General features: G+C 58.9%; 43 protein-coding genes. 8 read left to right on the forward strand and 35 right to left on the reverse strand.

What is annotated here, in order from left to right; all coding sequences use genetic code 11:
• Positions 1-9: 9 nt before the first annotated feature.
• The 35 genes from BFQ03_RS19680 to BFQ03_RS19850 form a co-directional block, all read right to left on the reverse strand.
• Positions 10-432: a hypothetical protein gene (locus BFQ03_RS19680; RefSeq protein ID WP_065943794.1), complete on the reverse strand. Its 423-nt coding sequence runs from the start codon at positions 430-432 to the stop codon at positions 10-12.
• Between the two features lie 87 nt (positions 433-519).
• Positions 520-771 carry a DUF1799 domain-containing protein gene (locus tag BFQ03_RS19685; RefSeq protein ID WP_065943795.1) on the reverse strand — a complete coding sequence of 84 codons (252 nt, stop codon included), beginning with the start codon at positions 769-771 and terminating at the stop codon, positions 520-522.
• 62 nt (positions 772-833) lie between these two features.
• The gene (locus BFQ03_RS19690; RefSeq protein ID WP_065943796.1) at positions 834-1,217 is read right to left on the reverse strand and encodes a phage tail assembly chaperone; all 384 of its coding nucleotides are present in this window, start codon (positions 1,215-1,217) and stop codon (positions 834-836) included.
• A gap of 3 nt (positions 1,218-1,220) precedes the next feature.
• On the reverse strand, positions 1,221-1,877 hold the full coding sequence (locus BFQ03_RS19695; protein WP_065943797.1) for a phage tail protein: 657 nt from the start codon (positions 1,875-1,877) through the stop codon (positions 1,221-1,223).
• A 71-nt stretch (positions 1,878-1,948) separates the two neighbouring features.
• A complete protein-coding gene (locus BFQ03_RS19700) occupies positions 1,949-2,365 on the reverse strand; it encodes a phage tail terminator-like protein (protein ID WP_065943798.1) in 417 nt (138 codons plus the stop codon).
• Positions 2,362-2,805 carry an HK97 gp10 family phage protein gene (locus BFQ03_RS19705; RefSeq protein ID WP_204839928.1) on the reverse strand — a complete coding sequence of 148 codons (444 nt, stop codon included), beginning with the start codon at positions 2,803-2,805 and terminating at the stop codon, positions 2,362-2,364. The genes BFQ03_RS19700 and BFQ03_RS19705 overlap by 4 nt, the downstream gene beginning before the upstream one ends.
• A 2-nt stretch (positions 2,806-2,807) precedes the next feature.
• Entirely contained in the window at positions 2,808-3,191 is a 384-nt protein-coding gene (locus BFQ03_RS19710; RefSeq protein WP_065943799.1) for a hypothetical protein, read from the reverse strand.
• A 1-nt stretch (position 3,192) separates the two neighbouring features.
• Entirely contained in the window at positions 3,193-3,561 is a 369-nt protein-coding gene (locus BFQ03_RS19715) for a hypothetical protein (RefSeq protein ID WP_065943800.1), read from the reverse strand.
• 6 nt (positions 3,562-3,567) lie between these two features.
• Positions 3,568-3,843 (reverse strand): hypothetical protein, encoded by a 276-nt coding sequence (locus BFQ03_RS19720; protein WP_065943801.1) that lies wholly within the window; start codon positions 3,841-3,843, stop codon positions 3,568-3,570.
• Positions 3,844-3,892: 49 nt separating this feature from the next.
• Positions 3,893-4,861, reverse strand: a complete 969-nt coding sequence (locus BFQ03_RS19725; protein ID WP_065943802.1) for a major capsid protein — start codon at positions 4,859-4,861, stop codon at positions 3,893-3,895.
• Positions 4,862-4,870: 9 nt separating this feature from the next.
• Positions 4,871-5,617, reverse strand: coding sequence for a DUF6651 domain-containing protein (locus BFQ03_RS19730; RefSeq protein WP_065943803.1), 747 nt, complete (start codon positions 5,615-5,617; stop codon positions 4,871-4,873).
• A gap of 150 nt (positions 5,618-5,767) precedes the next feature.
• On the reverse strand, positions 5,768-6,841 hold the full coding sequence (locus tag BFQ03_RS19735; RefSeq protein WP_065943804.1) for a structural protein: 1,074 nt from the start codon (positions 6,839-6,841) through the stop codon (positions 5,768-5,770).
• Positions 6,841-8,220: a DUF4055 domain-containing protein gene (locus BFQ03_RS19740; protein ID WP_065943805.1), complete on the reverse strand. Its 1,380-nt coding sequence runs from the start codon at positions 8,218-8,220 to the stop codon at positions 6,841-6,843. The genes BFQ03_RS19735 and BFQ03_RS19740 overlap by 1 nt, the downstream gene beginning before the upstream one ends.
• Before the next feature lie 2 nt (positions 8,221-8,222).
• Positions 8,223-9,521: a terminase large subunit domain-containing protein gene (locus BFQ03_RS19745; protein WP_065943806.1), complete on the reverse strand. Its 1,299-nt coding sequence runs from the start codon at positions 9,519-9,521 to the stop codon at positions 8,223-8,225.
• Positions 9,508-10,065 carry an HGGxSTG domain-containing protein gene (locus tag BFQ03_RS19750; protein ID WP_065943807.1) on the reverse strand — a complete coding sequence of 186 codons (558 nt, stop codon included), beginning with the start codon at positions 10,063-10,065 and terminating at the stop codon, positions 9,508-9,510. The genes BFQ03_RS19745 and BFQ03_RS19750 overlap by 14 nt, the downstream gene beginning before the upstream one ends.
• 64 nt (positions 10,066-10,129) lie before the next feature.
• Positions 10,130-10,387 (reverse strand): hypothetical protein, encoded by a 258-nt coding sequence (locus tag BFQ03_RS19755; protein WP_065943808.1) that lies wholly within the window; start codon positions 10,385-10,387, stop codon positions 10,130-10,132.
• Entirely contained in the window at positions 10,384-10,578 is a 195-nt protein-coding gene (locus BFQ03_RS19760) for a hypothetical protein (RefSeq protein WP_065943859.1), read from the reverse strand. Before BFQ03_RS19760 ends, BFQ03_RS19755 begins: the two co-directional genes overlap by 4 nt.
• 149 nt (positions 10,579-10,727) lie before the next feature.
• Entirely contained in the window at positions 10,728-11,060 is a 333-nt protein-coding gene (locus BFQ03_RS19765; protein WP_065943809.1) for a phage holin, lambda family, read from the reverse strand.
• Positions 11,061-11,216: 156 nt separating this feature from the next.
• Entirely contained in the window at positions 11,217-11,927 is a 711-nt protein-coding gene (locus BFQ03_RS19770; protein WP_065943810.1) for a DUF1983 domain-containing protein, read from the reverse strand.
• A gap of 254 nt (positions 11,928-12,181) precedes the next feature.
• On the reverse strand, positions 12,182-12,421 hold the full coding sequence (locus BFQ03_RS19775; protein ID WP_065943811.1) for a hypothetical protein: 240 nt from the start codon (positions 12,419-12,421) through the stop codon (positions 12,182-12,184).
• A gap of 163 nt (positions 12,422-12,584) precedes the next feature.
• A complete protein-coding gene (locus BFQ03_RS19780) occupies positions 12,585-12,875 on the reverse strand; it encodes a hypothetical protein (RefSeq protein ID WP_065943812.1) in 291 nt (96 codons plus the stop codon).
• Positions 12,876-13,010: 135 nt separating this feature from the next.
• Complete coding sequence (locus BFQ03_RS19785; protein WP_065943813.1) at positions 13,011-13,556, reverse strand: hypothetical protein; 546 nt, start codon at positions 13,554-13,556, stop codon at positions 13,011-13,013.
• A complete protein-coding gene (locus BFQ03_RS19790) occupies positions 13,553-14,188 on the reverse strand; it encodes a recombination protein NinG (RefSeq protein ID WP_065943814.1) in 636 nt (211 codons plus the stop codon). Before BFQ03_RS19790 ends, BFQ03_RS19785 begins: the two co-directional genes overlap by 4 nt.
• Positions 14,185-14,922: a metallophosphoesterase gene (locus tag BFQ03_RS19795; RefSeq protein WP_065943815.1), complete on the reverse strand. Its 738-nt coding sequence runs from the start codon at positions 14,920-14,922 to the stop codon at positions 14,185-14,187. Before BFQ03_RS19795 ends, BFQ03_RS19790 begins: the two co-directional genes overlap by 4 nt.
• Entirely contained in the window at positions 14,919-15,386 is a 468-nt protein-coding gene (locus tag BFQ03_RS19800) for a recombination protein NinB (RefSeq protein WP_065943816.1), read from the reverse strand. The genes BFQ03_RS19795 and BFQ03_RS19800 overlap by 4 nt, the downstream gene beginning before the upstream one ends.
• Complete coding sequence (locus BFQ03_RS19805) at positions 15,383-15,571, reverse strand: helix-turn-helix domain-containing protein (RefSeq protein WP_065943817.1); 189 nt, start codon at positions 15,569-15,571, stop codon at positions 15,383-15,385. Before BFQ03_RS19805 ends, BFQ03_RS19800 begins: the two co-directional genes overlap by 4 nt.
• Entirely contained in the window at positions 15,568-16,104 is a 537-nt protein-coding gene (locus BFQ03_RS19810; protein WP_065943818.1) for a hypothetical protein, read from the reverse strand. The genes BFQ03_RS19805 and BFQ03_RS19810 overlap by 4 nt, the downstream gene beginning before the upstream one ends.
• Positions 16,101-16,361 (reverse strand): hypothetical protein, encoded by a 261-nt coding sequence (locus BFQ03_RS19815; RefSeq protein WP_065943819.1) that lies wholly within the window; start codon positions 16,359-16,361, stop codon positions 16,101-16,103. The genes BFQ03_RS19810 and BFQ03_RS19815 overlap by 4 nt, the downstream gene beginning before the upstream one ends.
• Positions 16,358-16,546, reverse strand: a complete 189-nt coding sequence (locus BFQ03_RS19820; RefSeq protein ID WP_065943820.1) for a DUF1382 family protein — start codon at positions 16,544-16,546, stop codon at positions 16,358-16,360. Before BFQ03_RS19820 ends, BFQ03_RS19815 begins: the two co-directional genes overlap by 4 nt.
• A complete protein-coding gene (locus BFQ03_RS19825) occupies positions 16,546-17,364 on the reverse strand; it encodes an ATP-binding protein (protein ID WP_065943821.1) in 819 nt (272 codons plus the stop codon). Before BFQ03_RS19825 ends, BFQ03_RS19820 begins: the two co-directional genes overlap by 1 nt.
• Positions 17,354-18,133 (reverse strand): hypothetical protein, encoded by a 780-nt coding sequence (locus BFQ03_RS30760; RefSeq protein ID WP_065943822.1) that lies wholly within the window; start codon positions 18,131-18,133, stop codon positions 17,354-17,356. Before BFQ03_RS30760 ends, BFQ03_RS19825 begins: the two co-directional genes overlap by 11 nt.
• Positions 18,133-18,942 (reverse strand): Rha family transcriptional regulator, encoded by an 810-nt coding sequence (locus tag BFQ03_RS19835; protein ID WP_065943823.1) that lies wholly within the window; start codon positions 18,940-18,942, stop codon positions 18,133-18,135. Before BFQ03_RS19835 ends, BFQ03_RS30760 begins: the two co-directional genes overlap by 1 nt.
• A gap of 87 nt (positions 18,943-19,029) precedes the next feature.
• On the reverse strand, positions 19,030-19,275 hold the full coding sequence (locus tag BFQ03_RS19840; protein WP_065943824.1) for a hypothetical protein: 246 nt from the start codon (positions 19,273-19,275) through the stop codon (positions 19,030-19,032).
• 19 nt (positions 19,276-19,294) lie between these two features.
• The gene (locus BFQ03_RS19845; protein WP_040267807.1) at positions 19,295-19,489 is read right to left on the reverse strand and encodes a hypothetical protein; all 195 of its coding nucleotides are present in this window, start codon (positions 19,487-19,489) and stop codon (positions 19,295-19,297) included.
• Between the two features lie 29 nt (positions 19,490-19,518).
• On the reverse strand, positions 19,519-19,758 hold the full coding sequence (locus BFQ03_RS19850) for a helix-turn-helix domain-containing protein (protein WP_057978881.1): 240 nt from the start codon (positions 19,756-19,758) through the stop codon (positions 19,519-19,521).
• A gap of 83 nt (positions 19,759-19,841) precedes the next feature.
• Between BFQ03_RS19850 and BFQ03_RS19855 the strand changes: the two genes are divergently transcribed.
• The 8 genes from BFQ03_RS19855 to BFQ03_RS19875 all read left to right on the forward strand — a co-directional run bounded on the left by BFQ03_RS19855 (position 19,842) and on the right by BFQ03_RS19875 (position 24,853).
• Complete coding sequence (locus tag BFQ03_RS19855; protein ID WP_083204872.1) at positions 19,842-20,579, forward strand: S24 family peptidase; 738 nt, start codon at positions 19,842-19,844, stop codon at positions 20,577-20,579.
• 490 nt (positions 20,580-21,069) lie between these two features.
• Positions 21,070-21,537 (forward strand): hypothetical protein, encoded by a 468-nt coding sequence (locus BFQ03_RS19860; RefSeq protein WP_139115709.1) that lies wholly within the window; start codon positions 21,070-21,072, stop codon positions 21,535-21,537.
• Positions 21,538-21,630: 93 nt separating this feature from the next.
• A complete protein-coding gene (locus tag BFQ03_RS19865) occupies positions 21,631-21,846 on the forward strand; it encodes a hypothetical protein (protein WP_060765643.1) in 216 nt (71 codons plus the stop codon).
• Positions 21,847-22,724: 878 nt separating this feature from the next.
• Positions 22,725-22,886 carry a hypothetical protein gene (locus BFQ03_RS30315; RefSeq protein ID WP_169877739.1) on the forward strand — a complete coding sequence of 54 codons (162 nt, stop codon included), beginning with the start codon at positions 22,725-22,727 and terminating at the stop codon, positions 22,884-22,886.
• Positions 22,887-23,046: 160 nt separating this feature from the next.
• Positions 23,047-23,247, forward strand: coding sequence for a hypothetical protein (locus tag BFQ03_RS29935; protein ID WP_175403909.1), 201 nt, complete (start codon positions 23,047-23,049; stop codon positions 23,245-23,247).
• Between the two features lie 484 nt (positions 23,248-23,731).
• Entirely contained in the window at positions 23,732-23,875 is a 144-nt protein-coding gene (locus tag BFQ03_RS30320) for a hypothetical protein (protein ID WP_158619143.1), read from the forward strand.
• Positions 23,876-24,061: 186 nt separating this feature from the next.
• A complete protein-coding gene (locus tag BFQ03_RS19870; RefSeq protein ID WP_065943826.1) occupies positions 24,062-24,649 on the forward strand; it encodes a hypothetical protein in 588 nt (195 codons plus the stop codon).
• A gap of 21 nt (positions 24,650-24,670) precedes the next feature.
• A complete protein-coding gene (locus BFQ03_RS19875) occupies positions 24,671-24,853 on the forward strand; it encodes a DUF551 domain-containing protein (protein ID WP_065943827.1) in 183 nt (60 codons plus the stop codon).
• Positions 24,854-24,871: the final 18 nt, after the last annotated feature.

The following is a 24,871-nucleotide window of genomic DNA, read 5'->3' on the forward strand; positions in this document are numbered from 1 at the left end:
TTGAGGCACTTAGAAACTGGTCGGTTGGACAGCTACCGAACCACCGCCTGCGGATATAAAAACCCTAAATTTCTTTTGCTGGCCCTGCTTCAAAACCACTGACGTTTCCATTCGTTCGGGATTCGCTGCGCAAAGTGCTGAGCCGTCCAGAGCGGCACCTAGCAACCACTCGCCTGAAGGCACCTGAAAGACAGCCTTCTCGCCAGTGTCCAGCTTCGCCACAGGCGCACCATTGAGGAAAATCGTTGCAAAACATCCCCCACCTTGAAATCCGGTGTCTCTCGTCACAATCAACGAACCTCCACCAGGCACTGGCTTCTGGTAACCGATCACCCTTTCAGATGGCGCCTGACGCGCCTTGTCAGAAGGTACGGGTGATGTCGCACATCCCGTTATCAACGCCGCTACCAGCGCACCCAGTATTAATTTCATGTCGTTCCCTCGTTGAGATATCACAGGACTTTATCATCAACGAGAAAGCAACATGAACGCCGGGGTAGTGAGTCCCTGTGGTTTTGTTCAGCTCCGGCTCTCGCTCATCACCAGCAGCGCTTCGGCCTCCATCATCCGCAGATCAGGAAAAGCCTGTGACAGCTCTGCGCGCTTGAGGCCTATCATGCTGGCCACCGGCTTGATGGCGTTGTAGTCCAGGCCCACGGCGCCACCCATACCCACACGCCACTGCGTGGACATCGCCTCGAACAGCAGGAAGGCCGGCCAGTTGTCTGGCCAGACTTCGTACTCTTCATCGGGGATGTCGGCCTTGGTCATGCCGAAGGCCGCCAGGTCCGCTTCTGAAGGCCCTTGCTCGTACAGGATGCGGGCGACGCCAGTCAGTTTCCCAGGCGGGCCGGCTGATACGCGCCCTGGTAGGCGGCCAGGACTGCCTGCGGCGCGCCTACGCAGGTTGTAACCAGCGCAGTCATGGCCTCGTCGGACAGCTTCTCGTCGAAGCCCCAGCCGCTGACGATGTCCTTGAGCTGATTCACCTGCAGCGCGATCTCCGAGGCAGTGGCGTCCTGCCAGGACATGCCCTCGTCTTGCACCTTGGTGGCGTGCGCATCGCGCGCAGTGTTCCAGCGGTCGAACAGTGCCGACAGCGCAATGCGGTCCAGGTACTTGAATTCGAAGTCCACAGCCACAGCTTCACCACCTACGCGGGGTATCTGCACCTTGGCCTTGAACGTTGGGTTTGGCGCGATCTTGATCTTGGCCATGATTTACACCACCACTGCCGAGTAACGGGTCGGACGGCCAGCCAGCGACAGAGTGATGACGCGGGTCATCAGGTTGTTGCGAGACAGGGCCGGGGTCGACGTGATGGTCACATACGCGTTGTAGAGGATGCTGTCGCCGTTCGGCAGGTTCAGGCGCAGTACACGGGTGACCTTGTCTTCGTCGGCGGTTTCAACCACTGGCACGTACGGCAGTGCCGGATCGTCTGCGACAGTGAACGACATGCTGATCGGGTTCTTGGTGGTCGGGATCTGGCGGTCATCATCGTCAGCCAGGAAGCCGAAGGTCAGGAACTGCTGGTCACCGCCCGTGGTTGCCACGTCGGTGATCTGCGAGATCTCAACGAAACCGGTTACCTCGCGCACCGAACCCGCGCCAGAGCCAGCCGGGTATGGTTGAAGGTTGGTGGTGTTGACGTTTTCCAGAGCGAAGGTGCCGGTCAGGCTGGCAGCCACGCGCGCGGCACGGTCATTCAGGCGAGTCCAGCCGGAGGTCACTGCGATGATGTCGCCATCACTCAGGCCATGGGCCGCAGAAGTGGCCACCGCCGGGTTGGCGTTGCTCAGCGCGGTTACCGGGATCGCCGGGGCGTAGGTCGAAGCGATTTGCAGGGTCGCGCCGTTGGGGAGTCGAAAGCCCATGTGTATTTTCCTCTTTGCAGAAATGACAAAACCCGCTCAGTGGCGGGTTCTGGGTTTGCCCAGCGGGCGAATTAGTTGGTGTCAGCGCGGTACTGGAACGAGGCCGGTATGGTGTATGTGGTTCCGTCAGAAATGCCTGGGCCTGGCCCGACCGGCGTCAGCACGATGGCGACCAGTCCGGCGCGCGGGATGCGCAGGTTTACCGGGAACAGTGCGGCCAGTTCGTCGACGATGCCGCTGGCCTCGGTCCGGTACTTGCCGGAGGGGGCAACAATGTTGATTTGGAATACGCCGACGTACAGGTGGTGGTCGCCGCCCAGTGTGTTGCTGGCGGTTACCGCAGGAAGCGTAAAGGCCCGCAGGTACGTCTCGCCAGAGGCCGGCGTGTAGGTCTCGTTCTCGACCACCACCTTCAGTGGCGTGGCTCGAGCCTTGGCCCAGGCCAGCAGGCGCGACTCGAAAGCCGCGGCGATGATGTTATGGCTCATACCTGGTTATTCCTGATGGCCTCTTCGACGATCTGCCGGAAGCGGGCCTGAGTGATGCGCACCATCCCGCCCGGGGCCTGGTCGGAGTGGCCGTACTCGAGCGGAATCGCATAAGGAAGGTTGTTCACGATGAACGCCGTGGTACCGGCGCGGAACTCAATCGAATCACCCACAAGGCGCGCCGTAGCTTGTTCCCCGGTCGGGTCGAGAGCGTCCAGGGTTCCGCCAGCGGGCGCCCCGATACTGAACTGCCAATTTCCACGGAATCGCCCGGTGTCAACCGGAGACATGCTGATGAGCGACATTCCAATCTTGACTATGATTTCCCGCAGGCTTACATCAACCGCTCCCTTTGCCTGCGCAGCGAACTCAGCCAGTTGCAGCTCGAAGCTGCCACTTTTTACGCCGTAACGCTCCGTCATGTGCGATCCGCGCGCCATGGCTATTTCCTCAGTTGAACGGTCCAGGTGGCTTTTGCAGGATCATGGCTGACGTTCATTGCGCGCTTACCGCCGATGGCGTCGCCGATTTCCGGGATAGCCAGGGTTTCGGTTGGCTCGCCCGCAAGCGTGATGAAAAGCTCGTTCTGTAGGATGGTGAGCTTTTCGTCAGTAGTCTGGATCAGCGAGCCGTCTATCTCTTTGGCGAGGTACTTACCAAACACTCCCCGGCCGCCGTAATTCGTGATGGCCTCAGATGTCGAGCCTGAGTCCGGGTCGTACTCACCCTGAACCTTACGCACGCCAACAACAGGATTCACGGCATCAGCCAGATCGGTGTTGAAGGCTTCAGCCAGATCCCTCTGTAGGTCGTCTCGCAGCCCCATGTCAGCACCTCACGACTTTGACCTGGCCTGAGCCGAGATAGTGGGAAAGCAGCGCCAAGGCGAAAGATTCGCCAGCGCTGACGGTGCGGGACGATTCGGAGAACGACTTGCTGCTAGACACGCCGTCGGCAGTCACTGACTTCGCCGTTACGCCGGTTTCCTTCGAGCCGTAGATCCTGCCGGCGGCTGCCTCCGTGGCAACCTCGGCGCCGGCCTGGATCACGTCATCCGGGATCGGGTCGAACGCTGGCAGACCAAGATTGGTAAGCCAGGTGTTCGCCATCAGCACCGCGCGCGGCTTCTTTTCTTCGGTGGCCCATGTCGGCCCAAGCAGGGCATCCACCTGCGCAACACTGATGTAGGTCGTCACGGGGCTTTACTCCTGCGGCTTGTCGAGCAGCTCTGCCAGGGCTGGACGCTCGGCGCTTTCATCGAACGGGATGCCTTTCTCGGTCAGCTTCGCCTTGATCTCGTCGACCTTCAGCCCCTTGGACGGCTTGTCGCCACCCGAAGCCCCTTTCTTGATCGGTTCCGGGTGCTTGTAGTCATCCGGCGCGAACTTGGCGTCGATGATCTTGTAGCCCTTCTGGCGCAGTTCGGCTTTGCGCTCAGCAGTGACCGGGTGTTTCTCGTAAACGATTTTCTCGTCCATGGTGGACTCCTGGAATGTGGATTAGGCGACCCGAAGGCCGCCTTCTCGATTACTGGGCGGCATCGCCGATGGTGAGAACGCCGGCCGAAGCCTTGATGCTGTTCGCAACCAGGTCCCAGTTGGTGCCGGTGGCCAGCTCGGCGCTGGTTGGCGACTTGCCGCCGTTGGCTGTGTCCCAGGTGTAACCCTTCATGCCCAGACCGAAGGTGTAGTCCGCCTGCATGGTGGTCTCGATCCGCTCCTTGCCGTTGGAGGTCTGGATGTTGGTGATGAGGTCGGAGCCATCCATGACTACCGCCGCGCCGTCGGCCAGGCTCAGCACCTTCTGCTTGTTCGGCGTGCCGGCTTCGTACAGGGCCGCGGCATCAGTGATGATTACGGCCTTGCCCAGGATATCGACCACCTGCACGCCGCTGAACTGGAACAGTCGCTCGGCGTTCGCCAGGTTCTGACCCAGGAGCTTGTGGTACATGGCGCCGGTCATGACTTGGGCAACCAGGCGCTGAGAGGCATCACCGAACAATGCGTGGGCATTGTTGATGGCGATGTAACTCACGCCGGCAGTGGCCGAAACATCGTTGGTGGCGGACGGCTGGTTCCCAATCGCAGCCACCAGGGCGGCAATCGCAGTGTTCAGCTGGTCCGACATGATGGCTTCGGACAGATTGCGGCTGATTACTTCCAGCGCCTCTTCCGGGTTCTTCTGCACCCACGACAACTGCGCCGGCTCCCACAGGATGGGACCGAAGCCGCCCGCGATCTTCACGGAGTCGTACTGCTTCTGCGCAAGAGGCGTTGCAGCCTGTGCGCCGTTTGCAGCGTAACGATCAACACGACGCTGTGCGCCATGCAGGCCGGCCCAGAACGACTCTTGAAGGAAGTCGCCGTCAATGCCTTGAGTGGTCAGGCGGATGGAACCTGCCGAAGCAGCGTTGAATTTCTCAACGTCTTGCGCCAGGGTCTCGATGGTGACGCGTTTGAGGTATTCGTTGAATACCTTCATGTTCGAAAGGGCCATTGGGCCTCCTTATTCGGTAGCGATCAGGCCTTTGATGGCGGCGACTCGATCTTCCTTGCTGCCACCAAAGTCACCATTGGTTTTTTGGTTCGGATTACCGCCATTTGGTGCGCCGCCGCCATTGGCGCCGGAACCCTTCAGGATGTGATCGCGATGGGGGTACTGTGAGACGAGGGTTTCAAGCGCTTCGTTGAAGTCAGCCAGTTCGCCTGGGCGAGCGCGGCTGAAGATCTTCTGGCCCTGGGTGTCATATGCGACCACCTTGCCTTCTTCGATCTTGAAGTTGCCGCCAAACGCGGCTTGGACCATATCGGCCGGAACAGCCATCTTTTCGGCGATGAACTGGGAGCGTGCGAAGCTGCCACCGATCTTTTCGGCATACAGCTGCTGCTCGAAGGTCTGCGCCTTGCCGTTGGCTTCGTCCAGCTGACTTTGGAAGGCCTTGCTGATTTCGCCCTTCACCTTCTCGATCTCGCCGGCATCCACCAGCGTTTTAGCGTCGAGATTTGCAACAATGCCCAGGGCCTTTTTGGCCGCCGCGGGGTCGTCGATGCCTTCGAAGCTCTTTACGATCTTCTCGGCGGAGTCGGCGCGTACACGGTGGTCTTTGGCTTCGGCGTTCAGGCGGGTGATGGTGCTGCGAGTGCCCACAGCATCAAAGGCGACTTCTTTGCCATCGTCTTCGACATATACGGGCTTGCCATCCAGGATCTCAGCGTATTGCTTGCCATCCACTTCAACAGTCTTGAGTTTCATCATGTCTCTCTGGGCCATCCGGCCAGTTGATGAGCCATCCGGCTCTTTGTCGCCCCGTCCATCCGAACCGCAGGCAGAAAAAAACCCCGCATATAGCGAGGCTTGGGTTGCGACACAAAATCGAATGTCGGCATTTCGTGTCTCGGGGAATTACAGGCGCTCCCGCAACTGATCCAGTGTGAGGAATTTCCCACGGTCATTGTAGAAGTCGTCCAGCTTGAGCTTTTCCTGTCGCAACAGCTTGCCGCGCTCAGGACCAAGGATCTCGTCCTGGCGCGCCGCTGACTGCCGGGTCAGCCATTGGGCATAGTTCGTTGACTGCGGCACCTGGCCGTCCATTGAGGCCCGTGTGGCTCCATCGCTGAAGCCGAGCTTCGATGCGCTCTTCAGGATCGGCAGCTTGGTCGAGCGGCAGCACCAGTGAATTCGCCCGGGGCCGGCCAACCACGGGATTTTGTGCCCGACCGGCAAGTAGGTGCCCAAGGTGTACGGCAGGCGGTCCCTGATGCGGCAGGTGGTCGAGGTTCGCGTATCGAGCGTGCTGATCCACTCTACATGGCTGATTATGTCGCTGTTCGCCTCGTAGGACTTGTCGCTGGCGGCCTCAGCGGTGCTTGAAACGGCAGACCGGACAACGGCCTCTATCTCCCTGCGCGACTTCTGCAGGATGCCGTCGGCGTAGTTCTCTACCCGGGTGCCCATGATGTTGCGGACGATTTCGGCAGTAGTTCGACCCTCGACCACGCCAGCACGCACAGCATCGCGAACCGACGCAGCGCGAGACGCCTCGATGCCACTAATCCACTCCCTGAGCAAACGCCCCTGGAATGGCCTGGCCTGGGCAATCGCCTTGACCTGGCTGAACTGCGCAACGGCAATCGGGAAGGACTCCTGCACAACGGCGGGGATCACAGCCTGAAGCGCGCCCTGCTGGAATACGATCTCATAACTGATAACGCCGTCAGTGGCCTGGTCAAGTGCCTGACGGACATCCACGAAAGTGGACTGATTCAGGCGCAGGACTTTGGACAGAGCCGCATCCACCAAGTCCGCCGACAGATTGGGGCCAAGGTTGTCGATCGCAGCAATCAGCGAAGCACGCAGATCAGCGTCCTTGCTGTTGAGGATCTTGATTATCGCAACGACCTGGGCATTGCTCAGGTGTTGCAGGTCAACCTCATGCCCGATCAGCTTATCTAACAGCTTATCGTTGGAGGTTTTCATCACAGCGTACCGAGTGCGGGGCCTTGGCCTTCAATCTTGGCCAACTCCAGGGACCATTCGTATTCGTCACTGATGACGCCCCGGCGCTGCATTTCGGCGAACAGGGTTTCCTTGGACAGCATCCCGGCATTGGCCATCGCGACAAGCGTCGGCAGTGACACCTCTGGCATGTAGTCAACGTCGAAGTTGCCGCGAATCTCGATCGCACCGCCTTCGCCCAGGCTACGGTAATCAGCCATGAACTGGAGCAGCTGCGCCAAGCAGTCTGCAAAGTGGTTCGCCATACGGGCCAACGGGGACAGCTCCTGAGCGGACTCCTCTTCTGCCTGGGTGGCAGTCTTGGTGGCGCTCTTCTCTGGCGTGAGCAGCTTGGCGCCGGCCATGCGCATTTCGTCGAGTAGGTCTTGCAGCGCCTCCCGGCCAGCCTTGACGGCAGCTCCGGTGTGCTCGACATACTTGAGGTCGCCATCCTTGGGCAGATCGGTCAGCGCGCCAGTGCCCACTTTGAATTCAGGCGGAACAGGCTTGCCCTGGTTGTCGAACGTGGCTTGCACGCCAAGGCGAACCAAGATCGGCACACGGATAACGTGAAGGATATTGTCCTGGTCGCTCTGGCTCTGCCAATGCTTGACGTTGAGGTGGGCCAACTCTAGCAGTGGGGGCTTGGCGGTCATGAAGCCTGTGCGACCCGTATAGAAGGTCACCAGGGGGATGTATTTGAGGCTGTTCGTACCCTCTTCATGCAGAACCAGCGCCCCACCCTTCTCCGGTGCTCGGTAGGTCCGCCACGACCCAGGCTCAAGGACCCGGACCTGATAGACGCACTTCACGCCAAACTCGCCATCCGGCTCTTCGACAGATTCAGAGTACCTGAACATGGTGATCTGGCCGCCCTTGGAGCGCCAGCCCAGCACCTGCTCAGGTTTGACCAGGACTGCGTAGGGTCGGACACCTGCGGCGATCTCGTCGGCCTGGGTGCGGACGCCTTCGGCAACAGGGTGATCCACAAGCGCATGACAAAGTCCGTGACTCAAGCCCTCGCGGAAAAACTCGACAGACCAGGAATTCAGGTCATTGCCAGCATGATCGATGTCCTTGGTCATTTCCTTGATCTGATCGGGCACATCTTCACCGACCTGCAAAGGCTCAGCGAACACCCGGGAGGTCATGTTGCCGACCGTCTCCGAGTAGGCAGGGAGCAGCGTGGACAGCCTCAGACGCTCCTTGTAGGAGTTGTCATCCTCGGCAGGATACTGAGGCAGCAGTGCTTTCCCAGCCGCACGCATCGCCATGGTGCCGCTCATGAGTGGAGTAATCACATCCCAGTAGGCGCGCATGGCGTCGACAGCAGGCAGCGCGATTGCCGGGTTATCGCTCATGGTTACATTCTCAGTGGTTGAGTCATCACGAAAGGTCTGATGATTGGATAGTCGTGGTGGATGAAGTAGCCGCCAGCGTCGTTCGCATGGTCGACGCCTGATTTCTTGTCTGGCTCGCCGTTGGCGGCCCACACCTGCTGCTCCAGGCCGTCCGCATATGTCGGGCAGCGAAGGGGGTTAATCAGGTATCTACGCTCACCCAGTGCGTTGCAGAACATCGCGTTCATGGCGTTGATGCGGTCTTTCACTGGCGGGTTTGCATCCGGCGCGATGACGCTGAATCCCGCTTGGCGCAGTATGGCGATGTCTGTCTCGCTGGCATTCACCGACTTGCGAGATCCGCCTGAGGCGTCCGGATAGATACGGATCTCGCAGGTTTTCTCGTAGTCCTTGCCGTTGTAGCGCCAGTAGCGCTCCTTGATACGGCGGATCATGTCGGGGGTGTCGAAGCCATCGATAAGCTCGTCGACCGCCCGAGGCTTGTCATCGGCGCGCTTTACGTGCGTGATAGCCGCCATCTTGCCGACGTTAAAGTCCATGCCGATGAATAGCGGCTCGCCTGGCTCAACCCCGTCGAAGCAGCCATTCAGCTTTCGGTCATACGCGTGGTAGATCGAACCGGCATTCAGGTTGACGAACTGCCCATTGAGGTAAGCGAGGATCAGCTGCGGCGGGTACGACTCCATCAGTGACTGGATGTAGTCGGGCGGCAAGTTCAGTTCGTTGTCGAACGTGCTGGCCTGCACAAGGCCATACATATCCCCCAGCGAAGGCTTGTCGCGCACCTGCTTCAGGAACTGCTGGTAGACGAACTTGTAACCCTCTGGGGTCGTCGTAACGTCAACCCCGTTGCGCAAGCCTGGGGCGTTGTAGCGCATCCGGGCAATGATCTTGCGCCAGGCCTGCTGCGCCTTGACCAAGCTCATCACGTCGAGCTCATCTACCAGCGCGTGACCAATCTTGAAGCCGACAATTGTCTGGGGCTTCTCCATGGATCGACATATCACGGTGCCGCGGTACTGCCGTCCACTGTAGACGTGGACTTCATGGTTCGACTGATTTATCTCAGTGCGAAGCCCCCAGTCGTGCGCAACCTCTTCCATCGTCGGGTAGAAGATGTCGCGGATCTGGGCGTATGTCGGAGCGAAGTAGCCGGCGTTGATGCGCGGCCACTCCCAAAAGTGTTTCCCAAGCGCAGAGCATCCTACCCAGGTCTTGCCAGAGCCAAACCCAGCCACGAAGGCGCGGAACTTGTGAGGCAGCGCCAGGAACTGGGCTTGAGGTACGTTAAGGCTCGGCATTAGGGCGTCTCGCGTCAGTCACCACTACTTCGATGCGCTGAGGCAATGGCCCGTCGTCTTCAGGGTCGAGCTTCTTGATCATGTCGGCGCGCTTCGACTCAAGATCACCAATACGGCCCAGCAGGCGGTTGATGATGTCTTCGTAGCCCTGGCGTCGACGCTGGGTTGTCATTGATGGGCGGCCTGGCTCTTGCGCGGGCTCACCCTCTTCAACTGGGTCGGTCGCCTGGGTGTGGATGCTCTCCATATCCAGAACAAGCCCGTCACCCGCCTCTGCCTTGGCCTGGGCCATAAGTGCGCGCCGTAACTGGAGCTTGGCGATCTTGATGTCGTCATCCAGCGTGCCGATGCCGATGTCATCCCACAGGCCATGCTCATCAGCAGTCAGCGTGTCGGAGTAGATGCCGTGTTTGCGAGCGTGCTGGTTGCCCTTGTTGGCCTTGGCAGCCGCCCCGCCGTGTAGCTTGCAGCGAGAGGAACCCGGAACAGCGTGTCGCTTGCATGGTTCCCCGTTGCTGCGCTTCTTTGCGCCGCATAGGGCCATGGCTAAGCCTCATTCATGGGGTGTTTCGCGAATGAATGGTCATTCAACGTCGTTCGAACGTCATTCAATGGTCATTGGGTGTGTCCAGCAGCACATCAATCAGCTTCTGCTCACCCAGGCGCATCGCACCGAGGCATTGCAGGTCGTCGCATTTAGGACCGAGGCCGAATACGGTCACCTCTCCCTTCGCGCCGATCATCGTCAAGGCGCCTACGGTGCACTCGGGATGCTCACCGGCATCCAGGTCGTCGGCGATCTTACGTAGGGTCTTGGCGGCGTCGCGCCAGTCCTCCCGCTTGAACTCAAGAACCTTGACGGTCATACGGTCACCATCTGGTGTGTCTGTGCGTGGGCATGGCCGTGGAGCAATCCAACGATCAGACCCTGGGGCAGCCCGGCTTCCTTGGCGGCGTCCACGGCATCAGCAATGGTCTTGTCGAGAGCGCTTACCGCGGCGTTGATGTCCTGACCCAGTGGAAGTGCGTGGCGCAGGCGAGTTACGTTGTCCGGCACTGGCTTGTTGGCTACGCAGCGCTCACAGATACCGCAAGCCGTGCCAAGCTGCCATGCACCCTTACAGACCGGATTGGAATATCCGGCGCTCATCGCAAACCCTCATGATTGCGCGCCACGATTTGGCGCATTCGAAAACGTGGCGCGGATTACTCAGCCTTACGGCCTGGCAGCTTGAAGTCGGTGACCCGGTCAGCAATAGACCGGATCTTCTCCACACCCAGGAAGCCAACCCAGCCACCGACGAAGGTAGCCATGCTCTGTGGGAGCGAGAAGAACTCAAGGCCGCTTATGATCGTCAGGGCCAAGCCGCCACAGATAGCGCCCTCCACGATCATCTGGCGCCGCGTACCGCCACCGTAGGTGATTCGCAGAACAGCCATCGCACAGGACAACGCAGCCGCATAGAGGATTGGCGAATGCTGGCTCAACCACGCAAGCGCTATCGCCCAAGTGTCTGGTTTGTCTGGCATGTTGGACATCTCGGTTCCTCCCCGTCAGGGAGTTAGGAATACGACAGGCCATGACCTGCGGAATTGAATCGGCTCACACAGCACTCCCAGCTCGGAGCAATGGGTGTGGTGGAGCCGAAAACGAAAAAGCCCCGCACGATGGCGAGGCCCTAAATAGGCTTGCGTTCAGGGCATCCTCGGCGCCTGAGTGATCTTTACCAGACCATCAGGCAGGATTTCCATGTGGGATGCCTTCACGATGATGTCAGGCTTGATCTCGCTCGCCGTGCCGATGCCGATGCCGAACCCAGCAGCATACGGCTGGCCTGTCGGAGACAGCTCAACCCGGACCGACCACTCACTCGCGACCTTGGCTTTGGCTATCGACGCCTCCTTCACCAGGTCATCGCGCAAATACACCTTGCCGTCGGCGACAACGAAAGGGCTTGGCCCTTCAAGACTTCCAAGTCGAACGCGAATCTGGCCGTTATGGAAGATGCTGAAACCACCACCAACCAAGCCATTCACCTGAGCGGACACCGAAGCCTTTTCGATACGATCCGCGACCTCTTCGCAAGTCTCGAAGCGCTCATAGGTCAGCGTTGTACGAACATCCGAGCCGTCACGATCAAACGAGATATCCTCGGTTGTGATATCAGCACTAGCGCGGCACTCGGCCGGGATCTTATCCAGCTCCGCACCGATGAAGGTGTGGTACTCAACGGCATTTGACGGGAGGCCGTAATCCGACCAAGAGCCCGCAGTCACACTGATAAGCCGAGGCTCGGCGCTGGTAGATGCGTCAGAACTATGAATCTCGAACTCGCCGGTGACCTCGTTGAATTTCCAGCCGGAAACGCCCGGCACGTAGTTGCTGGATTGGATCGTGCGGGACATTTTCGGAGCCTCAGAACGAGAAAAGCCCCAGCGAATGCTGAGGCCCTGAATAGGTGCGCGGTCTTTCCCGCAGTCAGCCAAAGACGATCCCGGCGTCGACGCCCCTATGCATCGATCGCGCCGCTCTTGTCTCGCGCCACCCTGTAAGCACAGTGAGGTCAGGGTGCGCGGGCTGCCGGTGTTTTTCCGTAGCGCTGCACTACCGGCTTATCAGCGTCCAGGCCTCCCGAGGGCTGCCCTGGCTGCAGTTAAAATCAGAATGCTGGGGTGATGTCGAAGTAGTAGTCCTTCCCTTCTTCGAAATGCTCAGCGCGATCTGCGGCCACGTTTACGGTGTATTCGCCGTATGGGGTGTACTTGCCGTAGATCGCATCCTCTTCCGCCGGGTTGGCCGACCACACCGCGCCGAAGTGCAGGCGGGTCAGCGATTCCGTCGAGCCCTGAACAGGCCCTTTTGAGCGGAGAGTCATTTTGCAGCGGGTGATATGCGTCATCGGTAGATCCTCTGTATCGAATGAGCAGGAGGGTCTTTCCGGTCTTTCGCCTGCATAGGTTTGGTACATCCGGGAAAGCGTCCACTTCGGTAGCGGCTTTCCTCGGAGGTACAAAAAAGCCCGGCGCATATGTCCGGGCTTTTTCCATTGCTTCCAGGCGTATTCAGCAGGGGACCAAACCAACGCCATCGGGAGCAGGCTTGGCCGAGGCCATTACGAAGTGGTTGCTGGATGCGCGCAGGTTGGAAGCCAAACTTTCATCAGTGGTCTGGCTACCCGTTCGCCACATGGCCAGGGTCAGCTCCAGGCGCTTCACGCCGGCGCTTGGCAGATCGGCCAGCATCACGGCGGAGCGATAGGCATATGCAACTGGCTCGGCGAGTGCCGAGAGGGAGAAACAGGACAGGCAGGCGGCAAGCGCCAAGCCCAGGTAAGCGGACATTCGCTTCATCATTCGGCATTCCTTTCGGCGGGGTTATTTGGGCAATAAAAAACCCGGCGCGGTGGCCGGGTTTGTTTGTCTCTTTCATCACCTACATGCGCAAGTACGACAGGATGGGTGGATAATGGCTCATTGGATCAGTGCACGTCAAGCTACTTCTGATATCACAAGGCCTTCTTGCTCAAGAATGTGCTGAGCCTCCACCAGGGCCCGGTCTACGCCGCTCTCCAGCGCCTTGCGAATATCCCGTCTCCACCGCTCTTGGGTCTTGATCGGATGCGGCTCGTTCGACCAGTTATCCATCTCGTACCATCCGGCCGGCAGGACATTGGTAGACCGCTTGCCGTCCACACCTGGCAGTCGAGGCAAGGCCCATGTAACCACAGCGCAGTGCAGGAACCGTTCCGGCGCCGGTGAACGCATAACACGGGTTAGTTCCGCAATTGCCGCGTGCTTGCGCTCGGTATGCGTGGAGAACTTCGCCACCAGGGCGCGCCAGTGCTCGGCAGACAGCGCCTTGTGTAGCCGCCCGAACACCCAGCAGTCGGTCAAGAATGCAGCCTCCTTGCCAACAATCTCCCCCTTCTGCTTGGCGCACTGCACCTTTGGCTCAAAGTCGCAGCCGCCTGCGGAATTAATCGTCTCGGCCGCAAGGGCGCGAACTACTGCTGAAACAACGTTGCGATAGGTCATGCTGCCTGCCCCTTCTTGAGTTCTCTGGTCTTTGCGCGGTATTCGGCCTTGATGACCTTGATCTCTTCCACGGTGTACTTGCATGGCGGGTGCAGGCCTTCCAGCCAGGCCACCTTCTCGGCGCCGATGCGCTGGACCAGGCGGATTCGGTACTCCACGGAGTTTCCGGAAAGGTTGCGGTTGCACTTCACACACTGGCGATGGATGTTCAGCGGCTCAAAGCGCAGCTCTGGGCAGGCACCAACGGATCGGTAGTGCCCAGCGTCCCAGCGGCTGCCAGTCATGAGGTCGTTGTCATTGGGCGTCGAGTCGCAGCTGATGCACGGCAGGTGAGCGTCACGCAGGCGGACGTACTCGTTCACGGCCGCTTGGGCTTCACGCAGGTGATCCGCCCTGCTCTTCAGCTTCTCCTTGCGGAGCTTGATGTCGCGGCGACCCAAATCCGCCAGGGCCTTCTTAGCGTTCGCCTGGCCTTTTTCTGATTTTCCGTAGGCGATGGCGCACTCGATCTCTCCACACACGGCTTGCGCGGCGCGGGCTGGAGTGAACATCACCCGGCACGATGGGCAACGCTTGCGACGTGCACCGCCGGACGTGAGCGGGGTCCTGCGCTGTAGTGGGGTGCGCTTCATGCCTTCGCCTCCCAATCCCAGTGCAGCCTTGGGTTAACTGGCGGGATGCATTCGAGTGTCTGGAGGTTCAGCAGAGTGAAGTGCCCGTCCATCCATCCACCGGTATCGATGTGATAGACATTGCCGAGAATCGCGGGCTGCCGCAGAGGGGTATGCCCTACAATCACAGCCCTTACGCCGGCCACGCCGCCTTTGTTTTCGTCGGTAATGCGCTTCCTGGACCACTGAAGCATCGCAGCGATGTGCTCGGCCTCCGCTGCCGGGCCATCAAGCGCACAAATCATCTCTGACCAGCTACCGCGTGGCACGTCGGCATGAACGATGCCAATGATGCCCCGAGCCGTTTCAACCTCGATCACAAGGGGAAGGTCTTGCAGGATGCTTGCGTAACAGCCCTGCTCCACGCTGGAGAGGCCGTAAAACCATTGGCCGCCGTTGATGAAGTGCATGCCGCATTCATCGCTGGTGCGGCCGGCAGCATGGGAATCGACCGTCATTTGTTCGTGGTTGCCACGCACGGCATGGAACCAAGGCTTACGTAGAACCCACTCATCCACATCAAGCGACTCAGGCCCGCGATCAACCAAGTCGCCAACGCTGAAGAGCCGGTCAACTGCAGGATCGAACCCGGACGCATCAAGCGCGGCCTGTAGCTTGGTGAAGTGACCGTGAATGTCACCAACCGCGAAATCTCGGCCGGCAGTGTTCATCTCAAATCGCTTTATCTGGCTCATGCCGCAGCCTCCCATTGCTCTGGCATCTGCCCTTTCGGCTCGCTCCAGGTGACGCCCTTGTCGGCGCCGAAGGCGTACATGCATTCGATCACGTCGCCCAGTTCGGCTACGGTCATGCGCTTTGTGCTGACTCCCAGCATCACCACGCCACCGTTGATGCCCTGGGCCATGCGGATCTCCTGGCGTGCTGCTGCGGTCATGAGGGCCTTCCAGTCCTCGCTGTCGAGCTTCTGCATCACTCCATTGACCGGCCATTCAACCTGGCGGGATATGTCGCCCAGCATTGCCCAGAGCTTTGCGTTCTGCTCCAGGGTGCGGCGTGACTTCACAGGGCGGACGATGATCTCGACTGCGCCGGCGGCGGACAGCTCCGTTGCGAACAGGTAGGCGAGCCGCAGCACCTCCCGAACGCGGGATGGGCCAGAGGTCCAGAAGTGGCGCGGCTTGTGGATGACGTTGGTCATGACTTCACCGCCTGCCAGTAGGTCGATTGGCCTTCCGAGGTTTTAACGAGACCCTTGCGCTTCAAGCGCTGGCACGCCTTGCTGACTTCCTCGCGGGTTGAGCCGAGGCCGCTGTGCATGGCCCAGGCGGTGGAGCCGTTGATTCCACGAAGGTGAGCGAGTACTTTCTCGTCAAGAGGCTTCATGACTGCTCTCCCTGGCCCAGGGCGGCGCGATACCCGGCCACCTCCGCCATATCGCGGTCGTACTCCCGGCGGGTCACAGGGTGCATGTCTTCCTGCAGTTGGCCTCCGAACTTCTGGAGCATTTCCCCTTGCAAAGAGTTGGTGCACTCCATCAGCGCATTGCGCAGCTTTGAGATGACCGAAAATATCTCGACCGGCAGGTGCGCCATGAAGTCCAGGGAGCATTCGACCGAAACGGCAGCACCGCAGGAGGTCGCGCTATCGCTAACAATCTGGCGCAGGCGTTCGTTCTCAGCCTTAAGCTCAGCATTCACCCGCTCGTAGGCTTCGTAGCCGGTCTTGAGGCCCGCGACTTCGGAAAGTAGCTGGTCGCGCTCGATCTCAACGCCGAGCATCAAACGGCTGCGGGCTTCCAGTAGCTCGACCAGGTGGTCGTTGTGACCCAGCAAGTCCTTGGCGTCGCGCGCCTTGAGCGGATATCCACTTCGCACCAGCTCGCGGATTGCCCGGATGTTTTCTGCTGACAGATTCATGGCTTCAGGCTCCAGCAGATATTGTTCGAGCCGTTGCTGTCAGCAACCACGTAGCCGTGCTTCTCCATACGCCTCAGGTCGCGACGAACCAGATCGCAGCTCTCCCGCAAGTGGAGAGAAACCATGTAGGTGGTCGTGGCGGGAAGCTCCCCAAGGTATCGGGCAATTTTAATATAACGAGCTTCATCGACAGTCGTTATCGCTGCCATCTGCCAGTCCTTCTTGATGCGAATTTCATTTTCAGATAGAAGGCTCATACCCGCTTCTCCGCTGCTTCTGCGATCAACGCCAGGCGCTCAAAGCGCTCAGCGGCCTGGCTGGCGAGATTGGCTAAGTCCGCCTCATCCACCACCGGCATGCACACGAAACGAATGCCGTGCTTGACCATGGTGTTTGCCATCTCAAGGGATTGGCGTAGCTGGGCTGGGTTTGCTCGTTTCATCAGGAAGCCCTCCGCTTGCTGCGCTCTGAGGCGCCTTCGAATACCAGGCCAATCCCGCGCCCTTCCCTCAATCGGTCCACGCTGCGATCTCCCAGCACCGCGCCCAGCTCCTTGGCGTCAATGTTGGAAATCACGATGGTGGGTAGCTGCGCCTCATACCGGCCGTTGATCACAGCGAACAAGGTGGCCAGCTCAAACTCGGTCGGTTTGGTGGCACCAACTTCGTCGATGATCAGCAGGGACGGCTCCACCAGACTGGCGAATGCCTCTGACTCGGTGTATTCGGCACGGTCGCCGTAGCTGCCCTTGATGAACTGCAACAGGCCGCCGACGGTGCGGTACACAGCGGTGGCGTTGTGGTTGACGATGACGTGCCCGGCGATGGCAGCGGCAAGATGCGTCTTCCCAGTGCCTGGGGTGCCGGTCATGACGATGCAGCGACCATCCTCCAAGTGCTGCGGGAACGCCTCTGCGTACTCAACGCACTTGGCAAGGTTCGCCTTCTGACCTTCGGTTTCAGCAACAAAGTCTGAAAAGTTCTTACCCATGAATCTTTTTGGGATCAGGGAAGCCCCCAGCTTGCGCTCCAGGCGCTGCTCAACGATTCGGGCATACGTCGCTTGCTGTTCGGCCTCATCGCGCTCCTGCTGAGCTTTGGCAGCGCAATCCGGGCATCCAGACGCCCTATCAGCGCTCTTGCGGATGACGGACGCGTATTCACCGTGCTGCGGACAGGTTGCTGGCTGCTTGCCGATAACGCCAAACCGGCGCTCGATGTCGTTGATGGTCAGGTCGACTTGCTTCGGGCTAGAAGTCATAGGTGCCATCCCCTCGAGGCGTTAGACCGGCCTTGTAGTCTCGGCTGTCAAAACCGGTGTGGCGCGATTGCGGGAATTGGTGGACGTTGGTCGACAGCTTGTCTGGGAAGATTCCAGTCCATCCATTGCTGATGGAGGTAGCCAGCACCTGATCGGGGGCTGAATGGCCCACCAAGGCCTTGGCCTGCTGCTCACAGCTCTTGGCAGTCAGCGGCTTGCGTATTTCCTTGCGGTGCTGGCACCAGTCGGCCCAGGCCTTGTCGGACACGTTCTCCGGTTTGGCAGTCAACGGATCGAACTTCCCAGCCTTCGCGGGTGCGCCAGCACCTTGCTTTTGATCTTGCTCTTTCTTCTCTTCTCTTCTCTTCTCTTCTCTGGTCCGCAAACTGTCCGCATCCGAAGCGGACAAATTGCGGACATGGCCTTTACGTTCGTTTCGCTTGCGTTCGGAGTCGTTGGCGCGGCGCTTGGCGCTAGCCCCGTTATGCTCGTCAAAGCGAGGCATTACGAGGCTTCCACCGTCATTAACTGACGCCCACTCCACGTCGATCATCGCCTGCGTGAAGCCTGGCCAGCCCACGACTGCATCCATCGCATCCACGGTGTAACCAACCAGCACGCCATCGCTGGAGTGGGTATCGAAGATGCTCCACGCAACATGCAGTCCGCCGATAATCCGCAATCTGTCCGCTTGCAATGCGGACACCATGCGGAACACTTTCGGGTGCGTCTGAAGGTCTATTCGCATTTTGATCCAGTCTCCGGCCATTACTTGCTTCCTTTGCCGACCAAGCCGGCAAGATCGAGGAAGCGATCGACGTACCAGTGGGGTGCGGTCTCGCGTGGATTGTTGGGGCTGGTCAGGTTCTTGCCGTAGCGAAGGCCCTTATCAGTCACCGACCAGAAGTCGACGACGCCACGCTTGGTGCTATTGCGCTGGCACTTCTTGATAAAGCCGTTGGCAGCCAACAAGCGATTGAAGGCCGCGGCCGTGCTGGCTATCCCGTTTTCTTTGATGAGATCAGTGATGGGCTTGGTTTCCATGGAAGATCCGCCAGTCGCGTCTGGAGCGGCGTCGATGGCATAGCCGGGGAGGAATTTCGCATCCAGCCCGTTATTGGCGGCGATCTTGGTCAGCATCATCATTTGGCTTGATGGCGCCGGCTTCAGTAGTCTGGTGAAGCACTCCATGATCGCCAGCTCCCCAATGACCTTAACGCTGGCGGGCAGCTCGGGCTTTTGAGCCTGCTTTTCAAGGTACTGCCAGCGATCAACCAACTTTCCGGTGAACTCTGGCGAGAGCTGCGCGACGATGACGTAGCTGTCACGCTCGCCCACGCTGTAGATCCTGGTGGCGCGAGGACGGCCAAGTTTGTCCGTGGACCATTCATCCTCAGATTGAGGGTGGACCAATCCGCCCTTGGCCAAGTCCTCAATGAGGCGCTTCACGTTGTCGTGACGCTTCTTGGTCAGCCTGGATATTTCTACGGATGACATTGTCCGCGCCACGTTTTGCGATTGCAGAAAACGTGGCGCGGGATTATTGAGGGCCTGTACATCAGTGTTCGACGTATGCATAATCAGCTCCACGTTGAAACAGTTTTTGCAAGCGCTGTAAAAAGAGCCGGGATTGCGCCCCGGCTTTTTTGTGCCTGCGATTTGGGTTTATTGGTTGAGGTCTTCATCAGGCCCTCCTTTTTCAGGCCCTATTCCGGGCTTCGGCGGCTCTCGCCTTGTTGTTGGCAGATGCCGGATCTTTCCGGCGCCTCTTGGCCTGGTCTTCTCGAAAAAACGCTCTGCTCCAAGCTTTGCGGCGTATTCGTCGGGCGTCATGCCCGCATCCTTCGCCAAACGTTCAAGCTTCTCGTAGAGGCGTCCATCGATCCCATGGCAGATCGTGGTTTCGGGCACATAGCCTCCTTCAGGGCCTTCAGGCCTGCATGTGTTTACCGGTAGCATTCGGTTCAACGATGCTTTCCAACTTCTCCTCGACGCACATGCGCACAAACACGGCCAGCTGCAGCTTGTGCAGGCGAGCCACAGCCTTTAACGCTTCATAGGTTTCATCGTCATAACGGGACTTGATCTCCCGGTCTTTCAGGTGGCGTGTGTCGTCGTATGCCATTGGTGAGGCTCCTTGGTTGTTCGAAGTGGTTATGCAGCTGATTTTTTTGGGTGCGCCTCGGCGAGCAGCCAGGCAGGTTCGAACGGCTTGCCGTTGGCGGCAGCCAGTTCTGCAATTTTCTTGGCGTATTGGGTTTCGCCGGTGTACTCGGTGCGCGGCAACGCGTCGGCAACAAGCCATTTGTAGATAGCGCGCGGGGTCTTCCCGCAGGCCATCGCCACGGAAGGAACACCACCAGCATCATCAATCGATTTCTTGAGCGGCCGCATATGGCCTCCGAGTCAAATATGAACTTACGGTACATCTTATGTCGGAACTGAAAGTACATGCAAGCGCGTGAGAACATGAACCCATGGTTCAAATAGAAGAAATCCGCAATTCTTTCGTAGCGCGCTTAAAGCAGTCCCTCGCCGAGGCTGGGATTCCTGAGTGGGGCGCGGGCGTGCGCCTGGCAAAAATGGCGAAAGTGACACCGAAGGCCTGCAGCAAATGGCTTAACGGTGAATCGATGCCTGGCGGGGCCAAGATGCTCGCCTTGGCCACAGCTCTTAACGTGCGGGTGGAGTGGCTGGAATATGGTCGTGGCGAAATGCGCGAATCTGCGCGTCCGGCGATTGTTGAGGGTCGCACTCCCCCGCGCAGCTTCGATCTGAACGATCAATCCGGCTATACCGGCGTCCTGCAACTGACAGCGCGCGGATCAACTGGCGACGGGGACGACAACCCTCACGTCGAGATCCGCGGTGTCATGGCGTTTAAGTCGGCCTGGCTGCGTGCGAATAACCTCAACCAGAAGAACCTGGACGTGATCTATGCGAACGGGCACAGCATGGAGCCGACAATCAATGATGGCGACGTGCTGCTGGTGGATGAGTCCAGAGTGGAACCGAAGGACGGCCAGATATTCGCCATGCAGAGCGAATCAAAAGGCACGATCGTGAAGCGCCTGGTGAAGTCGGATTTCGACGGCTGGATCATTCGCAGCGACAACCCGGACAAGGCGCGCTACGGCGACGAGACGCTGCGTGATGGGGAGATAAACGAAGTTCGCATCATCGGGCGCGTAGTTTGGCGCGGCGGGATGCTGTAGCACCAGTTTTTAGCAGATCAATCAAGGACGCTCATGTCGGACGAAAGCGCACCACCTCACAGATATTCCGTATCGATTGCTGACTTCGTCAGGTTCCTTGAGGCGAAGACTACGGATTCTCCATGCCCTGGCTGCCAGACCAAGGTATGGACGGTTGTTGGGTCTGCTTCAAATGGGATGTCTTACCGTCTTGTAACCAATTTGCGCGACGGCCCAACAGCGACACACTTATCCACGTTAGCGATTTATTGTAATGAGTGCGGGTACATACGTACGCATTGGGCTAGAAAGGTTCGCGAGTGGGTGGACGATAATCCGCAGCAAGCAGAGTTAGAGTTCGAAGGGGCGCCCGAAGATGACAGCGAGTAGATTTCAGTCGCCAGAGGATATAAAAGGGCATCTTGATCAAGTCGTGTTATTCAACAGGCCAGCCCTAGCAGATGAAGAGCCGCCTACAGACAAGCAAAAAAACTTGAGCGATACTCAGCGCATGAATGACATCACTCGCGAAGAACTCGGTTCAACCTTATCTGCCATTGAAGAGCGGATGGATAAGCGCATCGACAGAATGGAGCGATCCGAAGAACGAAGATCTGAAGATTTTCGCAAGGAGCTAGCGCTTCGTGATACTCAATTACAACGCGAGCTGGACATTCGCCAGGAATCGTTCAGAGCAGAGCAAGTTGCCCGAGATTCAGCACTGTCTGAAAAATTTGCAGGCTTTCTCGCGGCCCAGGCGGAGCGCGACAAAGCATGGGAAAAGATTTCTGAATCTCGATTTGAGCGCATCGAGAAAGATATTAGTAGCATCAAAGCCGATACCAAAAAAGTGGGTGAGGACGTTAACGGCATCAAGGTCACCATGGGTAAATACCTTGGTGGAGCTATCGTAATCGGAGCTATAGCCTCTGCTCTACTGGGCGTTGCGCTGAAGTATGTCTTCACCCTTGCAAGCTGAGGTTTTTATCTCTCCGTGAGCCCGGCCAATCGCCGGGCTTCTTGTTTCTGCCCTCCTTGCTACGCTATAGGCTTCCTCTCTCGGAGCCTTTCCATGCCCGCGCCCTACTCCCTCCCCGATATGCTCGAACGCATCTACGAGAACCAGCTCGCCCTGGAGGCCGCCATAATGGAGCTCGCACTCTTTGTGGAGCGCCAAGGCAATGCCGAGGCCGGCGATAACGTGCGCGGCACACTCTTCACCATCGGCGAGAATGCCGGTCACATCAAGCAGGGCCTGGCCAGGCTGAAGGCTCAGGGCCCAGACTGACGCATCGCGCCCTCCAAACAGCCCGCCACTGAGCGGGCTTTTTTGTGCCTTCGATAAAAATATGTACTTTTGGTACTTGACCAATATGAACCATTGGTACATATTCACTCCATCGAGTCACCCAACAGGGACTCGCCAGGGCCTACCAAGACCCGCCGCAACACAGGCAGCGATGCCAGGCAGACGCCGAACGCTCTTTATGAACTTGACGTGACCCAACGACGTACCGGCAACCCCGGTGGTGAGAAAGCTAAACCGTCGTCCATGCAGCCTCTGGTAGCTGCCGTACTCCCACATGTGAGTACGCGAAACCACGCTTCCAAACCGGAACAGCATCGAACACGAAATGTGCGACGCCGGTGAGAGACGACTCGGAAGTGTTGCGTGGTGGAGACAACAGATTTCACTGGCAGGCCTTCGCAAGAGGGCCTGACGGGAAATCAACCACACACCCCAAGGAACCCCGCCATGCCAAACCTTACCTGGGCCGCCTGGCTCGCTGTGACAGTCCTTGTAGGCGCTTTGTTGGGCTGCCTATGGGGCATTGCGCAGATCGTCTGAACGGACAACCAGCGCCACGACAGCCTGTCGTTAACTGCCCGATCCTCTCTATGAGAGCGTATCGGATATAGCTCGGCCTTCTGTGTGATAGCAGGGTGGCCACCTTGTCCCGAGCCTGAGCGGATTTTGTCGCGGCGTAGACGGGCAACACTCGGAAGGATTCGAGCTATATCCGATGCGGATGAGTCCACACGGCGCAAGGCCGCCCCCTGCATCACCGTCAGAATTGGTTGTTATCGAGCGCTGGCGGCGCCCCACTCCCGCATGAACGGCTTGCCTGTGCGGGGCTCCTAAGTCCAACCAAGCAAGGAGACACCATGAAGCATGCATCAGCAATCGCCCAACTGACCATCAGCGCTGAGATTTGCGAGAAGAACGCGCCAATCAACGAGGTCGAGGGCAATCACGAACAGGCCGAGCTTGAGCGCAATAACGCAGTAGCGTACCGGGCTGCTATTGCTCGCCTCGAAATCGAATAACCCGCAGCAACTATGACGAACCACCCCGGCCTGACGCCAGTAGCGTGACCGGGTGCAGATGGCTCCCTGCTGATTCAGGTAGACATCTTGTTTCACAAATGCCTCTAGTCCCCCTGGAGGTATTTGGAAGCCCATAACCAGTTGAGTGATAGCGATGCAAATGGAAATCACGTTGGCAGCGCCAAACCAAGCAATTGAGCAATGGATGCGCGCCGCCCAAGAGGCAGATCGCGCCGGACTTTCCTCAGCTGCAAACATGTACCGCAAGACTGCTCGAAGCATTGAAATCGAGCAGGAAACAGGCGTGCCGGTATGCGCCTGCTGCTTCAAGCCTTTCGGTCGGGGCCCGCTTCATCATTGACCACCCTCTCCTTGCACGTCAGCCAGACGAAAATTGGCCCGATCCTTTCCTTGGGGAGACTCGTATAGGGAGAGGCTGCATCGGCCTGCAATCTCGCCGGAACGTGAATACCGGTTACCCGCCAGCCTGTCACGAGGCAGCAAATACGGCGCGCTGAGGTTTCGACCTCTGAGATTGCAGGCCGATGCAGATGAATGCCCAGGCTGATGGGCAAGTGTAAGACCTGATGGATCGCGGGAATCGTGGCCGGCGAAGTGAGTAAGCGCCCAGATGGCCACGGCGAGTCCAAGAATAAGCGGCTGAAACCTTCGCCCCGGTGAAACTCCGGTGTCACTAAGGCCGCTAATAGTCGTGCCGGGATCAGCTCCGGCCTCTGCATCAACCCGGGGCCCACTGCACATCCCGCCGGGAGGGAGCCGAAAGGTAGCAGCAGCCCGCACATGCGGATACCCGATGCATCCGCATCAACCAACCGGAGATCACCATGCTCCTACTGTTCCTGATCGGCGCAGCGCTCAGCCATGCGCGGCCAGAACCGCCACCTGATGACGGCCTGCCAACCGGTCCATTGCGCTTCCATCGTGAGCGCTGGCGTTCTAGATCGGGGCTATCGGCGTTCTGGCGTTGATGGTCCCGCCCAAAACATACCCCGCGCCACGTAGGGAGGTCTATGTGGAGCAACGAAAGCCCGGGCAATGTTCGGGCTTTTTTACGCGCCTCTACCCGTCAGCACTCCTCCCCCGCGCCCATCGGCAACCAGCGGGAGGCATGAGTGTTGACGAATACAGGTGAACCAACGAATGGAGTTACCGGAATGCCAAAGATCCTCGATGTGATCAAAACCAAGCAAGGTCAGCTGTTCCTGCTGCTAGATGAAATGCCGCGCCGTGTATACCAGCGCACCGGCAACCTGCTTGTTTCGAGCCACGATGGCTTCTTCGACTTCATGAAGATTGAGCCGGGCACCCGTGATGCGTTTGCGGGCCGCACCTTCACCATCAATCTCGCTGACGGCTCGACCCTGGAGTGCAAAGGCCAGGTCTGGGATTGCGGCGGCGATCCTGGTGTCCCCACGCTTCATGCCGGCATTGGCACCCGTGAGTCGCTGGAAAGTTGCTACGTGTTCAGTGGCACCACCGTCGCGAGGTCGCTGGTAGAGGCTTGGCTTTCCGAGAACAAACCGAGCAGCCGGTACTACAAGTATGACAAGCGCGAGACCGTCGAGTACTGGGAAGCCATTTACCGCACCGAGGGATGGGGGAATCGGATTTCACCGGCTCGGGCCCGGAAGCTCCGCAAGCGTGGCGCGACCATCTGGCGTGTAGATGGCAGACCAACCTGGAGTGCTCGCTTCGAAAAACGGAAAGCTCAAATCCTCGCGGACATTGCCGCAGACGCCTAACCCCAAACACTGGAGGTCGCCATGAGCGATTGGATCAAGTGCAGCGACAGGCTGCCTGTTTGCGGCTACGTCCTGACCTACAGGCCATCAGCTCCAAAGGGTAACGAAGTCGCCACGATCAATTACGACTACCACCAAGAGCGCTTCGGCGGCCAATACCCAGTAACCCACTGGCAACCGCTCCCCGCCCCGCCAACCAAATAACCAAGCCTGGAGGCGACC

It is taken from the genome of Pseudomonas sp. 25 R 14 (genome assembly GCF_900004755.1).
Taxonomy (GTDB): Bacteria; Pseudomonadota; Gammaproteobacteria; order Pseudomonadales; family Pseudomonadaceae; genus Aquipseudomonas; species Aquipseudomonas brenneri.